24 protein-coding genes are annotated in these 24326 nt (G+C 47.8%); 18 read left to right on the top strand and 6 right to left on the bottom strand.

What is annotated here, in order from left to right; translation table 11 throughout:
- Positions 1–161 precede the first annotated feature (161 nt).
- The 4 genes from coxB to ACYX4J_RS21360 are packed head-to-tail and all read left to right on the top strand — an operon-like array spanning position 162 to position 4350.
- The gene (gene coxB / locus ACYX4J_RS21375; protein WP_413663910.1) at positions 162–1307 is read left to right on the top strand and encodes a cytochrome c oxidase subunit II; all 1146 of its coding nucleotides are present in this window, start codon (positions 162–164) and stop codon (positions 1305–1307) included.
- 20 nt (positions 1308–1327) lie between these two features.
- On the top strand, positions 1328–2878 hold the full coding sequence (gene ctaD / locus ACYX4J_RS21370) for a cytochrome c oxidase subunit I (RefSeq protein ID WP_475709047.1): 1551 nt from the start codon (positions 1328–1330) through the stop codon (positions 2876–2878).
- 3 nt (positions 2879–2881) lie between these two features.
- Positions 2882–3454 carry a cytochrome c oxidase assembly protein gene (locus ACYX4J_RS21365; protein WP_475709046.1) on the top strand — a complete coding sequence of 191 codons (573 nt, stop codon included), beginning with the start codon at positions 2882–2884 and terminating at the stop codon, positions 3452–3454.
- 5 nt (positions 3455–3459) lie between these two features.
- On the top strand, positions 3460–4350 hold the full coding sequence (locus tag ACYX4J_RS21360) for a cytochrome c oxidase subunit 3 (RefSeq protein WP_476177507.1): 891 nt from the start codon (positions 3460–3462) through the stop codon (positions 4348–4350).
- Between the two features lie 45 nt (positions 4351–4395).
- On the opposite strand, the gene ACYX4J_RS21355 is transcribed toward ACYX4J_RS21360, so the two are convergent.
- Positions 4396–4620, bottom strand: a complete 225-nt coding sequence (locus ACYX4J_RS21355; protein ID WP_413663912.1) for a DUF2909 domain-containing protein — start codon at positions 4618–4620, stop codon at positions 4396–4398.
- Between the two features lie 32 nt (positions 4621–4652).
- Between ACYX4J_RS21355 and ACYX4J_RS21350 the strand changes: the two genes are divergently transcribed.
- The 9 genes from ACYX4J_RS21350 to ACYX4J_RS21310 all read left to right on the top strand — a co-directional run bounded on the left by ACYX4J_RS21350 (position 4653) and on the right by ACYX4J_RS21310 (position 11707).
- On the top strand, positions 4653–5414 hold the full coding sequence (locus ACYX4J_RS21350) for an SURF1 family protein (RefSeq protein ID WP_445360783.1): 762 nt from the start codon (positions 4653–4655) through the stop codon (positions 5412–5414).
- Between the two features lies 1 nt (position 5415).
- A complete protein-coding gene (locus tag ACYX4J_RS21345; protein WP_476177506.1) occupies positions 5416–6054 on the top strand; it encodes a hypothetical protein in 639 nt (212 codons plus the stop codon).
- Between the two features lie 25 nt (positions 6055–6079).
- The gene (locus tag ACYX4J_RS21340) at positions 6080–7171 is read left to right on the top strand and encodes a COX15/CtaA family protein (protein WP_444892462.1); all 1092 of its coding nucleotides are present in this window, start codon (positions 6080–6082) and stop codon (positions 7169–7171) included.
- A gap of 37 nt (positions 7172–7208) precedes the next feature.
- Positions 7209–8102: a heme o synthase gene (gene cyoE, locus ACYX4J_RS21335; RefSeq protein WP_476177505.1), complete on the top strand. Its 894-nt coding sequence runs from the start codon at positions 7209–7211 to the stop codon at positions 8100–8102.
- A 7-nt stretch (positions 8103–8109) separates the two neighbouring features.
- Positions 8110–8778 carry an SCO family protein gene (locus ACYX4J_RS21330; protein ID WP_476177504.1) on the top strand — a complete coding sequence of 223 codons (669 nt, stop codon included), beginning with the start codon at positions 8110–8112 and terminating at the stop codon, positions 8776–8778.
- Between the two features lie 56 nt (positions 8779–8834).
- Positions 8835–9626 carry a lysostaphin resistance A-like protein gene (locus ACYX4J_RS21325; RefSeq protein ID WP_476177503.1) on the top strand — a complete coding sequence of 264 codons (792 nt, stop codon included), beginning with the start codon at positions 8835–8837 and terminating at the stop codon, positions 9624–9626.
- Positions 9627–9823: 197 nt separating this feature from the next.
- Positions 9824–11020, top strand: coding sequence for a dipeptidase (locus tag ACYX4J_RS21320; RefSeq protein WP_476177502.1), 1197 nt, complete (start codon positions 9824–9826; stop codon positions 11018–11020).
- 85 nt (positions 11021–11105) lie between these two features.
- Positions 11106–11342 (top strand): hypothetical protein, encoded by a 237-nt coding sequence (locus tag ACYX4J_RS21315; protein WP_444906761.1) that lies wholly within the window; start codon positions 11106–11108, stop codon positions 11340–11342.
- Between the two features lie 194 nt (positions 11343–11536).
- Positions 11537–11707: a hypothetical protein gene (locus tag ACYX4J_RS21310; RefSeq protein ID WP_444906760.1), complete on the top strand. Its 171-nt coding sequence runs from the start codon at positions 11537–11539 to the stop codon at positions 11705–11707.
- Positions 11708–11793: 86 nt separating this feature from the next.
- Here the strand turns inward: ACYX4J_RS21310 and ACYX4J_RS21305 are convergent, their stop codons facing one another.
- The 3 genes from ACYX4J_RS21305 to znuC form a co-directional block, all read right to left on the bottom strand.
- Positions 11794–14433: a TonB-dependent receptor gene (locus tag ACYX4J_RS21305; protein WP_476177501.1), complete on the bottom strand. Its 2640-nt coding sequence runs from the start codon at positions 14431–14433 to the stop codon at positions 11794–11796.
- A gap of 203 nt (positions 14434–14636) precedes the next feature.
- Complete coding sequence (locus ACYX4J_RS21300) at positions 14637–15437, bottom strand: iron chelate uptake ABC transporter family permease subunit (RefSeq protein WP_475709041.1); 801 nt, start codon at positions 15435–15437, stop codon at positions 14637–14639.
- A complete protein-coding gene (znuC, locus tag ACYX4J_RS21295) occupies positions 15438–16229 on the bottom strand; it encodes a zinc ABC transporter ATP-binding protein ZnuC (RefSeq protein ID WP_413665908.1) in 792 nt (263 codons plus the stop codon).
- Between the two features lie 121 nt (positions 16230–16350).
- Between znuC and ACYX4J_RS21290 the strand changes: the two genes are divergently transcribed.
- On the top strand, positions 16351–17253 hold the full coding sequence (locus ACYX4J_RS21290) for a metal ABC transporter substrate-binding protein (RefSeq protein WP_476177500.1): 903 nt from the start codon (positions 16351–16353) through the stop codon (positions 17251–17253).
- 56 nt (positions 17254–17309) lie between these two features.
- Here the strand turns inward: ACYX4J_RS21290 and ACYX4J_RS21285 are convergent, their stop codons facing one another.
- On the bottom strand, positions 17310–17603 hold the full coding sequence (locus tag ACYX4J_RS21285; RefSeq protein WP_413663925.1) for a hypothetical protein: 294 nt from the start codon (positions 17601–17603) through the stop codon (positions 17310–17312).
- 334 nt (positions 17604–17937) lie between these two features.
- Between ACYX4J_RS21285 and polA the strand changes: the two genes are divergently transcribed.
- The 4 genes from polA to ACYX4J_RS21265 all read left to right on the top strand — a co-directional run bounded on the left by polA (position 17938) and on the right by ACYX4J_RS21265 (position 23475).
- The gene (gene polA / locus ACYX4J_RS21280) at positions 17938–20676 is read left to right on the top strand and encodes a DNA polymerase I (protein WP_476177499.1); all 2739 of its coding nucleotides are present in this window, start codon (positions 17938–17940) and stop codon (positions 20674–20676) included.
- 410 nt (positions 20677–21086) lie between these two features.
- A complete protein-coding gene (locus ACYX4J_RS21275; protein WP_444915081.1) occupies positions 21087–22055 on the top strand; it encodes a ribose-phosphate diphosphokinase in 969 nt (322 codons plus the stop codon).
- Between the two features lie 735 nt (positions 22056–22790).
- Positions 22791–23249 (top strand): hypothetical protein, encoded by a 459-nt coding sequence (locus tag ACYX4J_RS21270; RefSeq protein ID WP_413663928.1) that lies wholly within the window; start codon positions 22791–22793, stop codon positions 23247–23249.
- 13 nt (positions 23250–23262) lie between these two features.
- Positions 23263–23475, top strand: coding sequence for a hypothetical protein (locus ACYX4J_RS21265; protein ID WP_444895557.1), 213 nt, complete (start codon positions 23263–23265; stop codon positions 23473–23475).
- A 75-nt stretch (positions 23476–23550) separates the two neighbouring features.
- Here ACYX4J_RS21265 and yihA read toward each other — a convergent pair whose 3' ends face one another.
- Entirely contained in the window at positions 23551–24210 is a 660-nt protein-coding gene (yihA, locus tag ACYX4J_RS21260; RefSeq protein ID WP_476177498.1) for a ribosome biogenesis GTP-binding protein YihA/YsxC, read from the bottom strand.
- Positions 24211–24326 lie beyond the last annotated feature (116 nt).

Genomic DNA, 24326 nt, shown 5'->3' with positions numbered 1-24326 from the left:
ATGTAGTCTTGTGTTACTACAGTATGTCCACAAATTTTGTGTGGAATTAATCCTGTTAGGCAGTTGATACAGGTAAAATTCGCTTATCCGTGAAGGCCAGTGGCCAAAATAAAAATTACGGGTTTCCCTGAGAGACCCGCAACCACGGAGATCTGTAGGCGATGTTGAAAGGCTTTGATCGGCTGTTCGCCTTGCTGGCTACTTCGCTATCTGCACAAGCGGTGTTAGCGAATGAGCAGGACGTTGAGCGCTGGGGGGTTAATATGCCCCAGGGGGTGACAGAAGTCGCCCAGACCACCTACGAGTTACACATGCTGATCTTTTGGATTTGTGTGGCTATAGGGGCATTGGTGTTCAGCATCATGTTCTACAGCATGTGGCGTCACCGCAAAAGTAAGGGATACCAAGCGGCCCAATTTCATGAGAGCACGGTTGTGGAATTGGTGTGGACTATTATTCCCACCGTCATCCTGATTCTGATGGCGATACCGGCCACCAAAACGCTCTATGATATTTACGATACTGAGGAAGAAGATCTCAATATCGTAATCACCGGTTATCAGTGGAAGTGGAAATATGAATATCGGGGCACTGATGTTTCATTCTTTTCCAGCTTGTCCACTCCCAAAGCTCAAATTGATAACCTCCAGCCTAAGGGTGCTAACTACCTCCTAGAAGTCGATGAGCCCCTGGTTGTTCCTATCAAGAAAAAAATCCGCTTCCTGATTACTGCCAATGATGTGATACATGCGTGGTGGGTCCCAGATCTAGCCGTTAAAAAAGATGCTATCCCCGGTTTTATCAATGATGCCTGGACGCGTATTGAGGAGCCGGGAATATATCGCGGGCAGTGTGCTGAATTGTGCGGAAAAGACCATGGATTTATGCCTATTGTTGTGAAAGCAGTACCACAGGCTGAATACGATGCCTGGTTGAGTTCTCGTGCAGCAGAAGCCATAAAAATGCGTGAACTTACAGCGAAGACATTTACCTTCGAAGAGCTTTTTGCTCAGGGTGAAAAAGTCTATACACGCACATGTGCCGCCTGCCACCAGCCGAACGGGCAGGGAGTACCCGGAGTATTCCCGGCAATTGCTGGCTCAAAAATTGCTACCGGTCCCCTCAATGGCCACTTAGATATCGTTATCGATGGTTCTACGGTAAACCCCGCAATGCAGGCTTTTGGTGAGCAGCTATCAGAAGTGGATCTGGCTGCGGTAATTACTTACCAGCGAAACGCTTTCGGCAATGAGATGGGTGATACCGTCCAACCCGTAGATATCCTCAACTTTAAGAATAAGCAGTAAGCGCCCGGAGGAATTTAAGAATGGCACATGGTCCTCAGCCCGGTATAAAGCGTTGGCTCTATACGACCAACCACAAAGATATAGGCTCTATGTATTTGTGGTTTAGTTTTGCGATGTTCCTGCTCGGCGGATGTATGGCATTGGTTATACGCGCTGAATTATTCGAGCCCGGTTTGCAAATTGTACAGCCGGAATTTTTCAATCAAATGACCACTATGCATGGTCTGATCATGGTATTTGGTGCCGTAATGCCGGCTTTTGTGGGGTTGGCTAATTGGATGATACCAATGATGATTGGTGCGCCAGATATGGCACTGCCAAGAATGAATAACTGGAGTTTTTGGATTTTGCCCTTTGCTTTCGCAATGTTGGCATCGACCTTATTTATGGAAGGGGGAGCGCCTAATTTCGGTTGGACATTTTATGCACCACTTTCAACGGAATATGCGCCACCCAGCGTAACCTTCTTCATTTTTGCCATTCATATTATGGGTGCCTCGTCCATCATGGGTGCGATCAACATTATCGCTACCATTTTGAATATGCGTGCTCCTGGTATGACCTTGATGAAAATGCCGTTGTTTGTATGGACCTGGCTGATCACTGCTTACCTTTTGATTGCTGTAATGCCGGTGTTAGCCGGAGTAGTGACCATGATGTTGATGGACATTCATTTTGGCACAAGTTTCTTCAGTGCAGCCGGTGGCGGTGATCCGGTGCTATTCCAGCATGTGTTCTGGTTCTTCGGACACCCGGAAGTTTACATCATGATTTTGCCGGCCTTTGGCATTATCTCTGCAATTATCCCCACCTTCGCTCGTAAGCCTCTTTTTGGATACAGCTCCATGGTATATGCCACCGCAGCAATTGCATTCCTGAGCTTTATCGTATGGGCGCACCATATGTTTACTGTGGGAATGCCGATTGCAGGTGAACTGTTCTTTATGTACGCCACAATGCTGATCGCTGTACCTACAGGAGTGAAAATCTTTAACTGGGTTTCCACCATGTTCCGGGGATCCATGACATTTGAAACCCCGATGCTTTTTGCAATTGCATTCATCATCCTTTTCGCCATCGGTGGATTCTCTGGTCTGATGCTAGCGATTGCGCCTGCAGACTTCCAATATCACGATACATACTTTGTGGTTGCCCATTTCCACTATGTGCTGGTTCCTGGTGCAATCTTCTCAATTACTGCTGGTGTTTACTATTGGTTGCCCAAATGGACTGGCCATATGTATAGCGAAGTTATGGGCAAGGTACATTTCTGGCTGGCATTTATTGGTCTCAATGTAACTTTCTTCCCAATGCACTTTGTTGGCCTGGCTGGTATGCCACGTCGGATACCTGATTACGCACTGCAATTTGCGGATTTCAATCAAATATCCAGTATCGGTGCCTTCCTGTTTGGCGCCGCACAAATAGTATTTTTGTTTAATGTGGTACGAACTGTAATGGGCGGGAAACAAGCATCCGATCAGGTTTGGGATGATCCTGAGGGACTGGAATGGACGGTTGCTTCCCCGGCCCCATATCACACGTTTAGTACGCCACCGGTTGTACGTTGACCTATGAAAGTTGGAGCAAATGCAAAGGTAACTATCAAGCTGCTGGCCGTGGCGACCAGCATGCTGGTATTTGCAATCTTCATTATGCCGCCTATTTACGATGTCTTCTGTGAAATCACAGGACTTAATGGTAAAACCGGTGGTCGTTATGAAGCTGTGCCAGCTGCGGTTGATAAAAATAGGCTGGTCACGGTGCAATTTGTGGCAAACAATAATGAAAATATGCCATGGGAATTTCGCCCGAGTGTAATGTCTTTGAAAGTACACCCTGGAGAAATTAAAGATACTGTTTTTATTGCAGAAAATAAGACATCTAGGGATATGGTTGGTCAGGCAATTCCCAGTATGGTTCCTTTCAAGGCTGCTGAGTACTTTCATAAAACAGAGTGTTTTTGCTTCAACCAGCAAGAATTAAAAGCGGGAGAGAGTGCAGAATTACCACTACGTTTTATTGTGGATCCAGATCTTCCCGCAAGTGTGAATACTGTAACGCTTTCCTATACGTTGTTTGATGTAACGGAAAGGTTTGCCAATAAAACCGATAAGAATGATATCGACCCCGAGCGAGAGGGATAAAAATTATGGCTAGTGAAAGCAGTTATTACGTGCCCGAACAATCCAGGCTGCCAATTTTTGCGACGATAGGTCTATTCCTAATAGCGTTCGGCGCAGCAAATTGGATTAATGGAGGAGGCTCCTATATTTTCTTCACCGGTGCGTTAGCGATGGCCGCAGTTTTGTGGTTTTGGTTTGCTGCCGTAATCAAGGAGAATATGGCAGGGCTCAATAGTGAACAGTTAAAGAGATCATATGTTTGGGGGATGGGCTGGTTTATATTTTCTGAGGTGATGTTTTTTGCTGCATTCTTTGGAGCACTATATTACATACGCAATTTTACAGTTCCCTGGCTAGGTGGTGAAGGTGATCGTGGAATTTCCAATATGCTTTGGGAGGGATTCGAAAGTAGCTGGCCCCTATATGTGACTCCTGACGCGGCAGCAAACGGAGAAACGGCAAAATTTATGGGGCCTAAAGATGTAATAGACCCATGGCACTTGCCACTATGGAACACCATCATACTTCTCACTTCCAGTGTAACTGTACACTTCGCACATGTTTTCCTGAAAAAGAATCAAAGAAAAAATTTCAATATATTACTGGCAATCACTGTGGCATTGGGTGGGGCGTTTATTTTTTTACAAGGTAAAGAATACTACGAAGCCTATCAACACTTGGGGTTAACACTTGAGTCAGGAATCTATGGTACAACATTCTTTATGCTGACCGGATTTCATGGTGCCCATGTCACACTCGGTACAATTATGTTGTTGATCATGTTGTTAAGGTCTGTGATAGCCAATCATTTTAGACCTGATGATCATTTTGGCTTTGAAGCAGCAAGTTGGTATTGGCATTTTGTCGATGTAGTTTGGGTCGGGCTGTTTATATTTGTATATGTTCTAGGTGCTTAATGTGGGCAAGGCTTTCTATCGTATTAATAGAAAGCCTTTGTTTTCTTAATATTTATCAGCCCAAGGTGCCGTTTTTGCCAAAATGCCACTTTCAAAGCCGTACCAAATGGCAAGAAGTAAGAGTGACGCTAGGAGTATTCTAATACCTAATGCGTAGAGTGTGCGCTTGGATTGAGGTGTTCCCATATCTCTAAGTAGAAAAAAAAGTGCACTTGAAAGACTTGCAAGTACGGAAAGGAATAGGACAACAATAACAATCTTTAGCCACATTTTATTATTTTCCATTATTTATGTAGTTGCGCATGATAGTAGATATTCCATCAGCTTCTGCGAAAGATATCAGTTTACCACTGATTCGCAATTGGCCCATCACGATATTTTCTCTGGGTGCATTCATCCTTTTTATCTTTTTAGGATTGTGGCAGCTTGATAGGGCAAAGCAGAAAGTCGAACTTATACAAAAGGTAGAGAGTAGGCTCTCTCTGCAACCGCAGGAAATCTCAAATCTAAGTTCTTATCAAGAGTATGCGTCTGTAACTTTAGTGGGAGTTTTCCAGAAGGAAATATATTTTCTGGATAACAGAACAAGAAACGGTCGTGTTGGCTATGAAGTACTACAAGTATTCTCAACAGAAAGTACTGATTGGCTTATCAATAGAGGTTGGATTCCCTCTACTGGCGACCGAGATAGCTTACCTGAAGTAACAGCTTCACTTGATGTGAAATCACTTCAGGGCTACTTATACCCTATCGATACTGAAACCTCCTCGAGTGTTAGTCTAGACCCGGTTTTTAATAATAGAATTCAACAAATAAATTCAAATTTCATTGAGACTATAGGCTTAGTTAACAATGGATGGTCGATCCGTTTGTTTGCAGATTCAGGTGCAGCTTTAATTACTGATTGGAATTTTTTCAATAGTGGCCCTGAAAAACATCAAGCGTATGCTTTCCAGTGGTTCACGATGGCAATAGCTGTCTGGCTTTTATGGGCTTATTCAGCCACAAATATTATTTTTAGATTACGTCGTAGATTGAGTAGAAGTTTGAAAAAGGAGTTTTAAAATGAAATCAAATAGTCAGCCAGTTTCACCTGAAAGAAATATGAGCAAAAGGAAGCCAGCGAATAAAATCATTCAAGGACTCTCAGTGCTAGCATCCGTCGTACTCCCAATTACAGCTGCCTATGTCGTTTACTATACGGGCTTAGGCATGCCTAAAGAGACAATTAATCAAGGTGAATTATTGCAGCCCCCATTTGATATCACTGAAATAAAAATCACCTTTCAAGGACAACAGCAATCCCTGGCACAAGAGGGAGAATCAAAATGGCGCTATCTAATATTAAGTGACAGTGATTGTGGTAAAGATTGTGAAGATCTCTTGTATATAAGTAGGCAGGTTCATATTCGGCTGGGGGAAAAAGCTCATAGGGTTGAGAGGCTACTGGTGGTTGGTGATAGTTTGGATGAAAAACGACAAGAACAAATACAAACTGAGCATCCGAAACTAAAAATAGTTAATTTGGATGATGAAAACTTTAAGCAGTTGGTACAGAAAACTGATCATGACGGTGTGACTTCAACCAAGGCATTGCTGGTTGATCAGGAGGGTTATGCAATGATGGCCTATGATCGGCAGCATAGCGGAAACCAATTACTTAAAGATATAAAAAGATTATTGAAGTACTCCTACGAGCAATAAGATTAGTATTCGGAGATTTTCAGTAGTGTCTAAACAAGAAACCCCTAAGAATTGGCGACATATCATTACCTGGGCGGCCTGTATTCTAGCTGTCGTAGTTGTTGTTCTAGGTGCATTTACTAGGTTGGTGGATGCCGGTTTGGGCTGTCCAGACTGGCCTGGTTGTTATGGTCATCTCACCTGGCCGAATGATATAAAAGAAATTAAAACGGCCAATATGATTTTTCCGGACTCTCCGGTAGATGTTAGTAAAACTTGGCCGGAAATGGTTCATCGATACTTTGCAGGAACTTTACTTTTATTCGTTGTATTACTCACTTATCTTGCTTGGAGAGATCGGCAAGCCCCAACCTTTAAGCAAACACATATTCTTTTAATTATTATTATACTGCAAGCTGCTTTTGGGATGTGGACGGTAACCTTGAAGCTTTGGCCGCAGGTAGTTACTGCTCATCTATTAGGTGGAATGGCAACATTATCTATGTTGTGGATTCTCTGTGAAAGGTTGGCTGATAAACCTAGACAATTACATGGGAGGTATTTGCCGGGAATAAGGCGATTACGGCTACTTGCTCTGACTGCAGTTGCAATAGTAATTCTACAGATTGGACTCGGTGGTTGGACCAGCTCTAATTACGCAGCTTTAGCTTGTCCAGATTTTCCAACTTGTCATAACCAATGGTGGCCACAGGCAAACTTTGTAGAAGGCTTTAATATTTTTCAACAAATTGGCCCAAATTATTTAGGTGGTGCATTAGAGAGTGATGCACGTACGGCAATACATCTTGCCCATCGTATTGGAGCACTGATTACAACAGCAATTGTACTCATTCTTTCAGTTTTAGCTTGGAGGTCTGGGTTGAGAGGTTGGTCATTATGGCTTAACGGGGTACTACTTCTTCAAGTCAGCTTGGGAATAGCAAATGTTGTTATGTCTCTACCATTAGGGATTGCTGTGGCACACAATGCTGGTGCAGCTCTTCTACTTCTTAGTCTGCTAACTTTTTGTTACCGAATATACACAATGAATGCTGTCATTATAAATAAACAAGAGGTAGTCGATGTGGAAGTAATAGAGCGGGGAGAAGGTTTAACTACCGTATCCAATCTTAATTAGATATTAAGCGTATATAAATATAAAAATAGGTGCGAATATGGCCATAAATTCCACGGGAATGCATCAAATTCAATGGCGGGACTACTATGAGCTTACTAAGCCTCGAGTAGTTATGCTTATGCTGTTAACTTCTGTTATTGGAATGTTTTTAGCTGTTCCAGGAATGGTGCCGCTAGATATTTTAGTATTTGGTAATTTGGGAATTGCATTTTGTGCGGGTAGTGCTGCGGCAGTAAATCATTTAGTTGATCGTCATATTGATACAAAAATGACTCGTACTAGCAATCGCCCGATTGCGAAAGGACGGGTTGAGCCAACTAAAGCTATTGCTTTTGCTCTTAGCTTGGGCGTGACGGGGATGTTTATCCTATTGGTTTTTGTAAATGCCCTTACCGCTTGGCTAACCTTAATATCTCTTCTCGGATATGCGGTGATTTACACCATGTTTCTGAAACGCGCCACACCACAAAACATTGTTATAGGTGGGCTTGCAGGAGCCGCTCCGCCCTTACTGGGATGGACTGCGGTTACTGGGGAAGTGCATGGGCATGCATTGTTGTTAGTATTGATTATTTTTGCTTGGACTCCTCCACATTTTTGGGCCCTTGCCGTACATAGAAAAGAAGAGTATGCAAAAGCTGATATTCCTATGTTGCCGGTTACGCATGGAATACCCTATACAAACCTAAATATAGTTTTGTATACCTTTATTTTACTGGCCGTTAGCCTATTGCCCTTTGCTACCGCGATGTTTGGGTGGTTATATTTACTGGGTGCTGTCGTACTTGGGTTTGGTTTTGTTTATTGGAGCTTTGTAATGCTCATTGGAAAAAACCCCAATGCTGGTATGGAGACTTTCAAATATTCGATAATTTATTTAATGGCACTATTTTTTATCATGCTATTAGATCATTATTTAATTGAAGTGTGAGGGAAAAGTGGAAAATCAATATTCTGCCATCGATAAACAGAAACGTGGAATTAGAATTACCGTTATTGTTCTTTTAGTATTGATTCTTGCTGTGCTTGCAGGATTCATACATAAGCTCGGACAGCCTCGTATTATTACTGATGAGGAGCTTAGAATTAATGGCACTGTAAAACTGCAGAGACCAAGAATCATAGAAGATATACAATTATTGTCTGATGACAGTAGAGATTTCTATACCAAAGACTTTCAAGGTAAGTGGACTCTGATATTTTTTGGGTTTACCCACTGTCCAGATATCTGTCCAACAACTCTATCTACACTTAATAATTTTTATAAAACTTTAGACGAAAGTACCAGAGCATCTACAGACGTAGTACTCGTATCGGTTGACCCAAGCAGGGACAAGCCGGAGCAGTTAGGGCAGTATGTCCGTTATTTTAATTCTGAATTCCGTGGTATTACCGGTGATTTTTTTAAGCTGAAGAAATTTGCCACTCAGCTAAATGTACCTTTTAATAAAGTTTCTCTTGCTGAGGGCGGTTATACTATCGATCATGGGTCTCAAGTTGTATTAATTAATCCTAGAGGGCATTATCACGCTTTTTTTAAGGCACCTTTAGATCCTGCAAAAATGAAGTTGACCTATCGTTCAATACGAGCGACCTTTAATGGATAGTGAAGGAATCGCATGAGCTATTGTTATCAAATAATATATTAATTCTGGGTCAATCGATGCAAAATGAAGTTGCTGCCTTAAGGAGAAGAGGAGATCAGACACCATCTGGTATGGTGAGTCCTTGGGCTGCACCTATCTTGCTATCACTTTGTATAATTCCTTTTGGCTGGAGTGGGCTTATAGCCCCTTTAATCTGGATTTTCCTGCGAGCAATTGAGTCTACCAGCAGTTGGCCGAGAGCGCTGTCTTTTCTTTCTGTAGCAGTTTTAATGCTGGTATCGGGGTTAAATTTGCTTCCCGGTAGTGAACATATCCAGGTGTTGCCACCCTATACAGATGCAAGTGGTAATCTTATCTATGCCAGCATAAACAGCGGTAAAGCAGTTATTGCTATTGCTTTATTGGCTTTTATGTTGCGCATGAAGCAGACCTTCCGTTTTACGGACTTACCCTATCTTTTATTGGCTATATTTACTCCCGTTGCATTGGGTCTACTCCTATGTACGCCTTCGATAAAATTTACTGGCACTATCGCCGTTGCGGTAATGATAAACTTAGTAATTGTTTGCATTTCTGAAGAGGGGTTCTTCCGGTGGATATTACAGCGGGGTACCGAAGAACTATTAGGGCGCTGGCGCTGGTTATCCGTACCAGTTGTAGCTACGGTGTTTGTGCTTCTACATGGAGGGTGGTCAACAGATATCTCCGCAGTTCTATTATTGATAGTTGCCTCAATCTGTTATGCATTGATTTGGACATTGCGGCAGAATTTTTGGATATGCGTAATGACGCATTGGGGGGTAAATCTTTTGCATATGATCTTGTTGCCTTACCCGTTACCCGGCTAGGCCATATATCAACTGCTTTGGATCATTGTTTTATTGTTACCCCTAAGATTCAGCCAATCTGCAGTTAAAAGAAAGACAACGATTTAATCTTTGTAGATTAACAAATCAAAGTAATGTATTTAAGAAATGTGGTTCTAGATGAGCACCATCTACGGTAAATTTTCTAGATTTATTCATATAAATAGGGAGATTGTCATTTGAAAAATTATTTTTTAGTTGGGACATTATGTGCACTAACTTGCACCCCTGTATTTGCAGATGAAGGTAAAAGTCTGGCCCAAGAGCTGGTTCAAGAGTATTTGATTGTTGATGGACATGTAGATGTTCCCTATCGTCTCGAACAAGGTGAAGAAGATGTTGGACTTAGCACGGATAAGGGAGACTTTGATTACCCTCGAGCTAAAGCAGGTGGACTAAATGCGCCCTTTATGTCTATTTATGTCCCTGCAGAAAAGGAGGACCAGGGTATTGCCAAATCGTATGCAGATACTTTGATTGATAAAGTGGAGGCAATGGTCAAACAGCACCCGGATAAATTTGCAATACCTAAGTCAATAAATGATCTACAAAAGCAAGTCGATGCCGGCTTAATTTCCTTACCTTTGGGTATAGAGAACGGAGCTCCTATTGAGGGAGATCTTGCCAATTTAAAGTATTTCTCTGATAGAGGGGTGAAGTACATTACCTTAGCCCACTCAAAGAGCAATCATATCTCTGATTCCTCGTATGATAAAAACAGGCCCTGGGAAGGCTTGAGTGCATTCGGAAAGCGCTTGGTACGAGAGATGAATCGGATGGGAATAATGATCGATATTTCCCACGTATCAGATGCAGCTTTTTGGCAAGTTGTTGATTTATCTGCTGTTCCTGTTATCGCTTCACATTCTTCGGCAAGGCATTTTACGCCGGGATTTGAACGAAATATGAATGATGAAATGATAAATGCGTTGGCTGACAATGGCGGCATTATCATGGTGAATTTTGGCTCTACTTTTATTAGTGGTGAATCACTGAATTCATATCGTGAAATAACTGATCAGGTTGAGAAATTTGCTAAAAAAAAGGATTTACCCAAAGATAGTAAGGAAGTTGAGGAGTACTCCGATAAGCTTTCAACTGAGAAGTTCATTTTTGCAGATTTGGAAGATGTTCTTGATCATTTCGACCATATTCGTGATTTAGTGGGAGTGGATCATATAGGCATTGGATCGGATTTTGACGGTGTCGGAGATAGCTTGCCCGTCGGCTTAAAAGACGTCTCTCAATATCCTAATTTGGTTGAAGGCCTGCTGAAGCGTGGGTATAGCAAGCAGGATATTAAAAAAATTCTAGGCGGAAATTTAGTTAGAGTTTGGCAAGCTAATGAAGATTACGCCAAGCGCAATAAAGGATGAGACTCACACTCCTCTAACCATCTGAGGCTGCACTATTCTGTCAATAATGTTAAAACGGGCAAAGCCCGTTTGTTTTGTATTATTAATGCAGAAAATACTTTTGGCCGGTTATTTTCGATCTAAGAAAGTACGATTGATAGTGGGTTGGACTGGACTGTCGATTGCCGGTATTTTCTTTTTATGGGGAATTTTAGGATTTCTTTCATTTATTCCCTCAATGCTGGACGTTTTTGGCGTATTGTGGATGCGGATTCCAGCTGGTATTACAGTTTTTGGTTTGCTGATGGCGGCAATTGGATTCTGGGAATTTGATGAAGATTAGAGGATATGGTGCGTGCTCAAAGTATCAGATTTCTTTATCTTACTGGCAGTTTTAATCTCTTTGATATTATCCGCGAGTTTGTGGTTTAGCGGTTATAAGGAGCAAGGAATTTTTACCGCACTTTGGGTTCCCACTATTCTGACACTGGGCATCTATTTCAAAGTGACGGCTTTGCTAGCTCGCAGGAGATAGTTGTGCCTGAAATTTATCTGTTATTGATTGGAGTGGCGGTTTCGCTTTTTGAGTTAATAGGAATTCTACTGGGCATTCGTGAGTTTCGAAAGGCAGGGCAAGAATTGACTAAACAGCGTATTTCTTTGGAGTCGGCAGCAATAAGAGTGCGGAAGAATGGCGTAGAAAAATGATTGTCGTCCTTAACTACTCTTAGTTAGGAATTACAAAGGGGAAGCCTAATGCTTCCCCTTTGTAATTTTTATGGTTTACAAAAAACTTAGAAGCTATAAGTCATCTTGCCGTAGATAAAGCGACCACGGGGATCGTGTTGTGACTGTACATAACCATAGAGGTCTCCGTCGCCATCCCCGATAGCGAAGGGCGGTTCTTCATCGAAGACATTATCCGCACCCAGGCTCAACACCATATTCTCGAAGCCGGTATAACGGGCCTGCATATTCATGGTCAGGAAAGAGTCTACGGTGCGGGAGTTATTGCTGTCATAGTCGAGTGTCCCGTCGAAATCGATATCCGGAGTATCCTCGAACTCACCAATGTAGCTGAGCCCGGCACTAAATCCGAAGGTGTCAAAGGTCCAGTCAGCGGTAGCGTTCCAACGGTGTTGTGGATACTCATATTCACCGGCCAGATCGCGGGTGATAAATGCGTCGCCGCTGGAATTCAGTTCAACACGCTCAAATTCTGCCAGGTAAGAGTAATCCAGGCGCAGGCCAAGCTCTCCGCCCACTAGCTCAAATCCGCTGTAGACAATACTTAGGTCGACGCCCGATACGTCCTGTTCACCAATATTGGTGAAGCTGCTGTCGATAGATTGCAGGGCGCCAAGGGTTTCACCATCAATCGGGGTATCGCGGCGGCACACGGTGCTGTCTTGATCCCAGCAATAGAGACTGTAGATATAGCCGAAGGGGACCTCGTCAATCTTACCTTCCTGGGTGATATTCCAATAATCCAGAGATAGTCGCAGGTCTTCTATGGGCTCGTAAACAGCGCCGATGTTGAAGGATTCTGACTCCTCTGCATCCAGATCCGGGTTGCCGGAGAAGACAATGGTGTAGTCGGTCTTTGCACAGTAGGCATCGTTAACTTCACAGCCATAGGTATCAGCGAAGAATAAGGACTCTTGTGACGGGCCTAAGCCGACCTGCGCCAGGGAAGGCGCGCGGAAACCGGTACCCCAAGAGGTTCGGAAGGATAGCTGGTCGGTTACTGTCCACAGCAGATTTGCCATTGGATTGGTGGTGCTGCCAAAGTCGCTGTAATCATCGTAACGGGCGGCCACAGTCAGATCGAACCTGGCAGGAAGGGGGATAGCAACTTCCACATAAGCTGAGGAGATATCCCGGCTGGCACTGGCGGATACGGATTCGGTACCGAAGATCAAACCGCGCTGGAACTGGTCATCAGGGATATCGGAAGCCTTTTCCTCCCGGTATTCCAGGCCTGCGGCCATAGCGATGGTGCCACTGGCGGTATCGACTAAATCTCCATTGACTGAGAAGTTATAGCTGGTGAGGTCGGACTTACCTTGGCGGACCAGGCTGGTGGTGATGGCATCAATGACCGAGTCCGGGTTCTGAACCCCGCCAAACGGATTGTAGTTACCGGCATTAATCTGCTCCTGTAACAGGTCCGTACGCACCCAGCCCTGGGAGCGGTCACCGGTCTGGGTGGTTTCACTGCGGGAGCGCTGCACAGAAGCCTCCCAGTCCCAGTCGGCGACAGAGCCGCGCAGGCCGAAGACACCGCGCAAGTTATCGGTTTCGATATCCCACTGGCGGGCGCCTGCATCCACGGTGCGATAGCGGTAAATATCCACATCTTCGCCGAATGGGTTATTTGGATGATCTGCCAGTACATAGAGACCCGCGTCGCCATCGAGGGGGGTGGGTGCACCCTGGGCTACGGAGGTATTGTGCTGAACAGCGACCTCGCTAAAGAACTCCACGCCTTCGGCCAACTGGGTATGGCCAAGCATTAATAGGCCAGTGCGTTCGGCTTCGGGTGTGATCAAAGTCCAGGGGCCGTAATCATAGACACAGACTTCACCGGTATCGCGCTCTTCGGGACAGTTGGGGTCGGAAACAAAGGTACCGCCCACATTGAAGCTACCGGGATAGCCCCTGGAGGAGCGGAAGTCCATACCGCCACGGCTGGATTGGTTAGCGGTATCCAAACCACTGCGTTCGGTGCTGGATAGGCGGCTGTTTTTATGGTGGTCAAAAATAACAGTCAGGTTTGAGTCATCCCCATTGATGCCCCAGACGGCGGACATGGATTGCTCGTCATAGCCATCGGCACCGCCGTAATCTACGGATACCTCAGTACCTTCAAAGTCTCTACGCAATACCAGATTGACTACACCAGCAACGGCATCGGAACCGTAAATTGCGGAGGCGCCATCCTTTAGGACTTCGACCCGCTCAATCGCCGCAAGGGGCACACTGTTGATATCCACAAAGTTGGTAGTAATGCTCTCGGCAAATGCGCTGATAGCCACCCGGCGACCATTTACCAATACTAGAGTGGCGTCGGCACCCATACCGCGCAGGCTCACAGCGGCAGCCCCGTTTGCGGTAGAGTCCTGGTTGTTACCCCGGGTTGAGAAGGTGCCATTACCTGCGGCGGGGTTTTTCTCAAAAAGTTGCTGCAGATTGGTGTAACCGGACTTTTCGATGGCATCGCGATCCATTACCTGGATCGGGGTAGCTGTTTCAAATTCAGCGTTTCGACTAATACGGGAACCCACAACTGCAACTTCTTCCATCGCCTGATCCTCGGCGGCAAAGAGTGTTTGTGGGCTAGTGGCAGCGGTTGCCGCCACTATGGCTGTAGTTAATACCTTGCGACGAAGAGAGAACTTTTCCATATCGTTGTGAGTCCATTTTTTTGTCATTATTGGTGACCGGCCTAATACGGCTGGTCGTCGGGCAACACTAGCAACGACGGAAAATTGACACAATTAGCTAGCGGCTAACCATCTGCTTATTGCGATAAACGGTGACAGGTATCTCACCAATGGGTAGATTTAGGCGACAATGTGCGACAAATAACGAAATAAAATAAGAAATTAGGATGAGATTAACCGGCAGGCCACCTTTAGCTGGCTCGCAGTTGTGAAGTGAGGAAAAACAGTGCTGCGGCCAGAACAATGGAGGGGCCCGCCGGTGTATTCCACAGGATGGAGGCAAGAAGGCCGAGTACTACAGCTAAGCATCCCATCAATGAGGCCAGCACCGCCATACGCTCTGGAGTGTGCGACAGTTTTCGCGCGGTAGCTGCGGGAATAATCAGCAGGGCGGTAATTAACAGAACCCCGACAACTTTCATTGCGATCGCGATCAGTATTGCCAGCATCAACATCAGAGCGATTCGCAATCGCTCGATGGGGACACCTTCTACTGAAGCCAATTCCTCGTGCAGGGTGAAAGCCAGTAACTGTTCCCACAGGAAATAAAGCAGTCCCAGGATTGTGGCGGCGGCAATGGCCATTAGTACCAGATCCTGGCCACTGACTGCGAGTAAATCTCCCAGCAACAGAGATAAGAGGTCCACCTTTATCTTGAAGAAACTGACGGTGACAATCCCCAGTGCCAGCATGGAGTGGGACAATATGCCCAGCAGGGTATCTACGGCGAGCTTTTGGCGTTGCTGTAAATACATCAGTAGCAGTGCCAGTACACAGCAAGTAATGCCGACGGCCACCGTTGGCATAATTTGAAGTACAAAACCCAGCGTCACTCCGAGAAGGGCTGAGTGAGCCAGGGTGTCGCCGAAATAGGCCATACGTCTCCACACGGCGAAGCAGCCCAAAGGACCGCTGACAACAGCGACCATAAGGCCGGCGGCGAGGGCGTACCAGAGAAATTGGCTATGCAGTAATTCGCCGAAATCGACCACTTATTTTTGCTCTTTGTTTTTTGTATTTGTGTGAGTGTGTTGATGATTGCAGCTGCTTGCGGGCGCAATATCTCCACTTAATTTATGTTGGTGGTTATGTTGATGGGTATAGGGGGCGACCTTGTCCCCAAATAATTCCAGATAGGCAGGGTGGCGACTTACTTGCTCCGGATGTCCGTGACAGCAGATATGCTGGTTCAAACAAAGGACCCGGTCGGTTGCAGCCATAACTAAATGAAGGTCGTGGGAAACCAGTAACACACCGCAGCCGAGCTCGTCGCGCAGAGTGGCAATTAACTGGTACAACTCACTTTGACCACCGATATCGACTCCCTGCGTGGGTTCATCCAGGACAAGCAGCTGAGGTTTGCGCGATGCGGCACGGGCGAGTAAGACCCGCTGCATTTCTCCACCGGATAGATTTGCCAGAGAGGCGCCTCTAAGCTGCCCTGCGCCCACCCTGTCCAATGCCGACTGCGCTTGCTCGGGCTTCATGGCCGGTTGGCCAAGCTGCAAGAAGCGTTCAACTGACATGGGCATTGAGCTATCGATATGAAGCCGTTGGGGCATATAGCCAATACGCAACCCAGTTTGTCGCCACACGCGGCCCTGGGTCGGCTGGCTGAGCCCCAGCAGAAGGCGAAGGAGAGTGGTTTTGCCGGCTCCATTAGGGCCTATTAAGGTGACAATCTCCCCCTGGGACAATTCGACTGTAATATCTTTAAGTAACTGCCTGCCGCCCACTTGAAGGGCGATATTGTCAGCTGTGATAAGCGGCTGGGGTGGATTCAGAATTCAATCTCCGCAGGGAAGTCTTTAAGATGTTTGCTTCCATACCTTCTTTACCGGATATGGACAACCAGGCTGGCAGCTTGGCGCTGGTTGTGATTATATCGCAATTTTTCGCCGCCTAATGTCTCTGATGTATCCCTTCAAACGTCTTTTTACAATCTCCACGGTGCTTCTATTCGGGCTCTTTCTCCCGGCTTGTAGCAAACCGGAATCCGACAGTGGTGGAGAGCTGGTCGTCAGCGTGCGCCCTTTAGCCCTGATCGCCCGGGAAATAACCGGTGAGGATATTCCTGTTCGGGTGCTGGTTGAGGGAGCAGATCCTCACCATTATGCCCCTACGGTTTCCGATCGGGCTGCACTTGAGCGCGCCTTACTATTGGTGTGGCTGGGGCCGCAAATGGAGGGGGTGTTGGCAAAACAGGCAGCGCTGTTACCAGCGGGCCGGCAAATGCAGCTGCTGGATATAGAGACCCTTGAATATGAGGGAGCCAGTGCTACCGACCCCCACCTCTGGTTGCGTCCCCGCAATGCGGCAATAGCTGCGGCGCAGATCGCTGAGCGCCTGGCGCAATTACAGCCACAGCAGGCGGAATTGTTTATGGGGCGTGCACGGCAGTTTTCCAGTTCGATGGCCAACTTGCAGAAAGTGCTCGATCGGGCCTTGTACGGGTATCGTGAAGTTCCCATCGTTGTTACGCACGATGCCTATGGTCACTTTTTTGGTTCTGCAGGAGTTAAAACCCACGCCCTGGGCGACGGCAGTGGCGGGGGCTATGGTGCCAAGGCAATGCTGGATTTGTCACAGATTGGCGACGGCTGTCTATTTGGAGATATGCCGGCTAATGAACGAGATCAACAGTTGGCAGAAAATTTGGGGTTGCGTTACGCCGCTTTGGATCTGCTGGGAGATCAGTTGAATGAAAATGCTGATTACAGGGAATTAATAGAGTCCCTCTTGTCTCAAGCCCGCACTTGCTTGAGTCAGGTTCCCGACCGCAGCAAGGATAAATCAGAGGCTCCTTGAGGGCACCAAGTATCCCGCCTTCCCAGGGAGGGCGGCGGGACTTGGTAGGGTGGTTTCTAGGAACGATTGGTTATTTGCTGTAGTTTCTCTACCCGGGCAGCATCTCTTTCCGCTTGTTTTTGCAGTTTCTCCAGCTGCTGTTTTTGTCTCTCCAGCAAATCATTTTCTCTCTCTCGGATAGCCTGCCTGAGTATTAACTCATGGCCTTCTACCTCAGACTGCTGTGAGTGTATTTCATCAGTCGCCTCGGCTTCAGCGGTATGCTCTCCACTGCAATCCGAGCCGGCACTTGCCGAAATGGCAAAAATACTTGCGGCAAACAACAGGGTGGCACGCATCACTCCTCTCATCTTTCGAATCCTTCCTTCAACATCGGGTGGCACAGTTTTTTGGAAATAAAAGATCCCTGACTGCCTGGGGGCAGCCTGTGACAATTTGATTTCCGGGGAGTAGCGAACGCATAAGGTCGCTACCGGCAAGACTAGCCAAGCCTGGAGATTTGGTGAGATCGATGCGCCGATAGTTTTAATCGGCGGGGTAAGTCGAGTGGGCTTTTGTGCAGAGGTTACCTACGGTGTCTGGCGGGAAAGAATCAGTAAGCGGAAAAACAGAGCGAAGGGCGTTATCCTATCGGCCTGCCGCGCGTCCTGAACGCCAAACTAAGCAAGCAAGAATTCATCGTCTATGAGTAAACAAAACACCTCAGCCGCCCCGTTGATTTTGGTGGATGGTTCCTCCTACCTTTATCGCGCTTTTCACGCGCTGCCGCCATTGACCACCAGCCAGGGTAAGCCTACTGGTGCGGTGCGCGGTGTAATCAGTATGCTGCGTCGCCACCTCAAGGAGCACCCAGGCAGTCCTGTAGTGGTTGTTTTTGATGCCAAGGGCAAGACTTTTCGCGATGAGATGTTTGCCGAATACAAATCCCATCGCCCTCCTATGCCAGATGACTTGCGTGAGCAGATTCAGCCCATTCACGACATCATCGACGCTATGGGATTGCCGCGCTTGGTGGTCGACGGTGTTGAAGCTGATGATGTGATTGGCACCCTGGCGCTGGAGGCCCAGAGTCAGGGGCAGCAAGTCATAATCTCCACCGGCGACAAAGACATGGCACAGCTGGTGCGTCCGGGCGTTACCTTGGTTAACACCATGTCCAATACCGAAATGGACAGCGAGGGCGTGACTAAGAAATTTGGTGTAGGTCCAGAACTGATTATCGATTTTCTCGCCCTGATGGGAGATAAATCAGACAATATCCCCGGAGTTCCTGGTGTGGGCGAGAAAACCGCTCTGGCACTGTTACAGAATCTGGGAGGCTTGGAGACCATTTATTCCGACCTGGATGCCATTGCACCGCTGGGGTTCCGTGGCTCAAAAACCCTCGGCAAAAAGATGGCTGAGCACCGCGAGGCGGCAGAACTCTCCTATAAGCTCGCCACTATCAAAACCGACGTGGAGATGCCTTATCACCCCCAGGAACTGCACAATTCAGAGCCCAATACAGAGGCACTGGTTGAGCTATTCACGCAGAATGAATTTCGCGGCTGGTTAGAAGAGCTAACCAGTGAAGAGGCTGAAGAAGCCATGGCGGAAGCCGTTGAGCGCGATTACGTCATCGTCACAGAAATGGCGGAGTTCGATGCCTGGCTGGAACAACTGAAGAGTTCAGACATCTTTGCCTTCGACACGGAAACCACCAGCCTCAATTATATGCAGGCAAAATTAGTGGGGGTGTCCTTCGCGGTGGAGCTCTATCGTGCAGCCTATGTTCCCCTGGCCCACGACTATATGGGTGCACCAGAGCAGCTGCCGTTTGACGAGGTGCTGGCCAAACTCAAACCCCTGCTGGAAGATCCACAGCACAAGAAGGTGGGGCAGAACCTAAAGTACGACAGTCATATCCTGGCCAACTACGATATTGAATTGCGCGGCATCGCACGGGATACCATGTTGGAGTCCTATGTTCTGGACAGCACTGGCAGCCGTCACGATATGGACAGTCTCGCACTCAAGTACCTGGGGGAGAACACGGTTCACTTCGAGGATATTGCCGGTAAAGGCGCCAAACAGCTGACGTTTAACCAGATCGAGCTGGACAAAGCGGGCCCCTATGCGGCTGAAGATGCAGATATCACCCTGCGTCTTCACAATGAGTTGAGTGCGCGTCTGGAGCGAGAGCCAACTCTGGTAAAGGTACTCGATGAAATTGAGATGCCCCTGCTACCAGTTTTGGCACGTATGGAGCGTAACGGTGCTTATATCGATGCCAAGATGTTGGCGGAGCAGAGTGCTGAACTTGAGCAGCGAATGCGAGAGCTGGAACAGCAGGCTTACGAAGTAGCCGGCGAAGAGTTCAATCTGGGCTCCACCAAACAGCTGGGAGTGATCCTATTTGAAAAGCTGCAGATTCCAGTGATCAAGAAGACCCCCAAAGGTGCGCCCTCTACCGCTGAAGCTGTATTGCAGGAATTGGCCCACAACCACGAGCTGCCCGCACTGATAATGCAGTATCGCGGCCTGGCCAAACTGAAGAATACCTACACCGATAAACTGCCAAAGATGATCGACCCGGGGAGCGGTCGTGTACATACTTCTTATCACCAGGCAGTAGCGGCTACCGGGCGCCTGTCCTCCAGTGACCCTAACTTACAGAACATTCCGATTCGTACAGAGGAGGGGCGCCGTATTCGTCGGGCCTTCACCGTTGACCCAAGAATCAATGGTGGCAGTGAGATCATCGCTGCGGACTACTCCCAAATTGAGCTGCGTATTATGGCTCACCTGTCTGGGGACAAAGGGTTGGTGGATGCATTTGCTCAAGGCGCAGATATTCACCGCGCGACGGCGGCAGAAGTCTTTGAAGTAGCTCAGGATAAGGTGACTGATGAGCAGCGCCGGCGGGCCAAAGCGATCAACTTTGGTTTGATTTACGGCATGTCGGCTTTTGGCCTGGCCAAGCAGCTGGATATCCCCCGGGCTGACGCCCAAACTTATATCGACCGTTACTTTGAGCGCTACCCGGGTGTATTGCGCTATATGGAAGATACCCGTGCACAGGCCGCAGAAAAGGGCTATGTGGAAACCCTGTTTGGACGCCGTCTCTATCTGCCGGAAATTAACTCACGCAATGGCATGCAGCGCCAAGCAGCAGAGCGGACCGCAATTAATGCGCCAATGCAGGGTACTGCCGCCGATATTATCAAGCGGGCCATGATCGCTGTAGACAGCTGGCTCAGGGAGAAGAAGCTGGCGACCCGGATGATTATGCAAGTACACGATGAATTGGTTCTTGAAGTACCCAAGGATGAGGTCGAAGTTGTGGCCGATGGCATTATTGAATTGATGCAAGGCGCGGCAGAACTCCACGTTCCCCTGATTGTGGATCTGGGACAGGGCCGAGATTGGGATCAGGCGCACTAATTTGACTGAAGAAACCATCTAAGAATTGAGGGTAGGGCGCGCTGCTCGGAATGATTTGGCGCGCTCTTGTTGGTATGGATGAATAAAATGCCAATTTTTGTGTTTTGTTAGGCGTTTTTACAATCTTTTTGAAATTCCGTGGAACTGTTCCGGCGACAGCCCCTCTAAAAAGGCAAGATCGTTGGAATGCGTCATCATCCCCCAAGGAAGTCAGATGTTTGCCCCGGTACTCCCCCAAGTCCGGGGCATTTTTTTGCCTGTTTTTTAGCCCTGACTCTCCCTATCTACGCAAGCCGCAACAACTGCAACACCCGCAATACTCCAGATCCTAAATTCCACTGTCCATACTTCAATTAAAACGTGGGCAAGGCGCCTAGCGAGTGAGAGGCGCCAGGCAGGGTACTGAGCTTATGAGCCGCATTAAGTTATTCAGTCTCGATGTGGGAGCAGACTTCGCTGGACGTGTCGCCGCGAGTCTCGGTGAACCGGTATCTCGCCATGAAGAGCGTCAATTCGATGATGGCGAACACAAAGTTCGGCCACTGGATGATGTGGAAGGGGCGGATGTTTTTCTGGTCCAATCCCTTTACACCGATACCAGCAGCTGTGTTGACCAGAAACTTATGCGCTGCCTGTTTTTCATTGGGGCGCTTCGCGATGCCGGTGCCGCGAGAGTGACTGCGGTCATCCCCTACCTTTGCTATGCACGAAAAGAGCGGCGAACCAAATTGCGCGACCCCCTGCCGAGTCGCTATCTGGCCAGTTTTCTGGAAGCCGCCGGAGTGGATGTAGTCGTGACTATGGATGTTCACTCCCTGGCGGCCTTTGAGAACGCATTCCGCTGTCGCACCGTTCACCTGGTTTCCAACCCCCTGTTGATTGAAGTGGCGCGAATGCGTCTGTCCGGAGACCCCGGTCCCCTGGTTGTTTTGTCTCCAGATGAAGGAGGGATAAAGCGTGCGGAAAAATTCCGTTTGGCCCTTGGGGATCAGTTGGGGGTGCCGGTGTCTAGCGCATTTGTGGAGAAGTATCGCAGCGGTGCTCTGTTGAGTGGGGGAACTTTGATTGGGGAAGTTAAGGATGCCACGGTCATTATCGTCGATGACTTACTTGCTACTGGCCACACAGTTACACGGGCAGTGGACGCGGTGATAAAAGCGGGAGCGAGGCGGATTTTGGTGTTTTGTGTCCACGGACAATTTAGTCGCGATGCCCATACAGCAATGGCGCGCTTGCCGGTGGAATCAATTGTGGTGACTAATTCTCTTCCCCAGTCGCAGCTGCGAGGAAACTGTGAGTGGATAGATTGTGCGCCGTTGATTGCAGATTGTATTCGCCGCCTGCACAGCAATGGGCCAGTGGCTGAGTTATCAATTTGATAAAAATTGACCGCCTTTACTTAGAAGAACGTATGAGGCGCCAAAACACGTATTTTGTTTACACTTATTTACCAAAGGAGCGGGAACCATCGGGCTTGAGAGCCTATCCAAGTAATCAGTTCATTGTTGCTCCCTAACCCCAAAGCGTTTAGCTTTTTCTACCCCGGATGGTCCCCAACTCCGGGGTTTTTTTATGTCTTTCGTGAATTTCTGTAATTTCATTCATCGGGGCACCTGTCCTTTCCTTTTTGAATTAAGCGCTTAAATCGTTTGGTGAGCCGCTCAGCCACTTTTAGTTTTCGTATGTGGCGAGCAGGCCCTTAGATTGGCTTTCCCCAAGACTCCCGCAGAGGTTTTTCACAGTTACCTCTAGGTCCCACGGTTACATTGCCTGTTATCCACTTCCGGCATAATCGATTTTGGGGGCATGGCGTAGGGCTAACCCAAAGGCTCAAACATGCGCTTGGGAAGCATGAAATTTCAGCCTAATATCGAAATAGGTAAAGAAATATTGGGATGAAAAGAACCCTCAGGCGTACCCGTCCCCCTGGGTGCGTCTGACAAGTGCCCCACCCCAAGGGCACTGTCCCCTAGCCGGCAGCCCCCATCTGCCGGCTTTTTTTATTTCAGTAAATGACGCCATCACAGCAGAAAGCAAAAGTTGCTCGTGAATGCGCTTGCAAATGATAATAGTTCGCATTATCTTTAAGTTAAATCAAATATGGGGGGTTATCGGTGAATTTACGTTACTTGTGTGCCAACCATCGCCAATGGTTGACCGCTGACACGGATCGTGCGGAAAAGGCGTGGCTCGATTGGATCGAGCGCGGCAAGCTTTTGCTCGAAGAGTGCAATTACGCCGAAGCAATCCCTTATTTGGGATGCGCCTTCGATCTGGCCAGCTTTCTTCTGGAAAAGCAGTGGCCAACTTATGCCATTTCGGCAACGCGTTTTAGTGAAAGCGCTATCTGGTTAATGGCTGCCTACCGGGAGCTGGGTGATGAAAAACTTCGAAACTACATACTTGCCGGCGCCAGCTCAGTACTCGCCCGCGAGTTGGGCGATAGCCATAAGCAAAGGGTTGCGGCGGATTGCATCAGCTCACTCTACCCCGGAGAGACACAGCAGCAGGTACGCGAGTTCTCCACAGCCAGAATATCCGCCTGTATCAATGGCGGAAACAGAGTGCACTGAGGGGAATGAAAAGATGAATGCCGATGGCAATTCCCGTCTGCTGACGATTGCCATACACGAAGAAACCCTTGCCGCTCTTCTCGCGCAGAGGTACTTACATGCAGAGGAATTGCATTGTTTAACTCCGGGGGCACGCCGACGGCTGCACCGGGTACTGCTTCGCTCCCTGATCCCCGAACAGAAGCGCAAAGCAGCGGCAACTGGTGTGCCCGGAGTTCACTTTTAGGAATTTTCTCCGGTGTGAGATAAATTGAAGTGCTTGTGTTGCTCGGGGGGCGCTGCCCCCGGGCTCCCAGCTCGTTCAATCTTCAGTGGGGGCGGCTTCCTCTGGGATTTCCAGCCACTCATTGAGCTTGCGCTCGAGTTTGTCCAGGCCTGTTTTTTTGGTTGATGAGAAGATCTGCAGAGTGACCCCGTGATTGAGTCCCTGCTCCTTGAGGGTCTTCTCTACTGCAAAGCGAGTGTTGTTGGCTGGACCGTTCTTCAACTTGTCGGCCTTGGTTAGCAGGATGTGCACTGGGAGCTCGGCCTCTACTGCCCAGGTGAGCATATGCAGATCGAACTCCTTGAGGGGTTGGCGAATGTCCATTAGTAATACGAGTCCACGCAGGCAATCTCGCTTCTCAAGGTAGGTGGCCAGATGGCGCTGCCACTCATCTTTCATACTTCGGGCGACCTTGGCAAAGCCATAGCCGGGCAGATCCACCAGGCGCTGCTGGTCGGAGAGGCGAAAGAAGTTGATCAACTGGGTGCGTCCCGGTGTTTTAGAGGTACGCGCCAACTTGTTGTTTTCCGTGAGCGCATTGATGGCACTGGACTTCCCCGCATTGGAGCGACCGGCAAAGGCCACCTCGGCACCAAAGTCCTCCGGACACTCAGTCAGGGTGGGGGCACTGGTGAGAAATTGTATGGAACGGTAGTTCAGTTTTGGTGGTTGGGCTTTAAATTCTGAATTTGACATCGTATAAGTCTGTTTATTCGGTACACTCGCTTGGCGCGCAAGTATATAATGCCGCCGTTTTCGCGTCGCAGGACTATCGGGGGCGGTGCGAAACGCCATCTCTCAGCGCGCAACGG

The sequence above is a fragment of the Microbulbifer sp. ABM4_008 genome, assembly GCF_056311705.1.
Note: the sequence above shows the minus strand (reverse complement) of the source record. Positions and strands in the feature narration are given on the sequence as shown.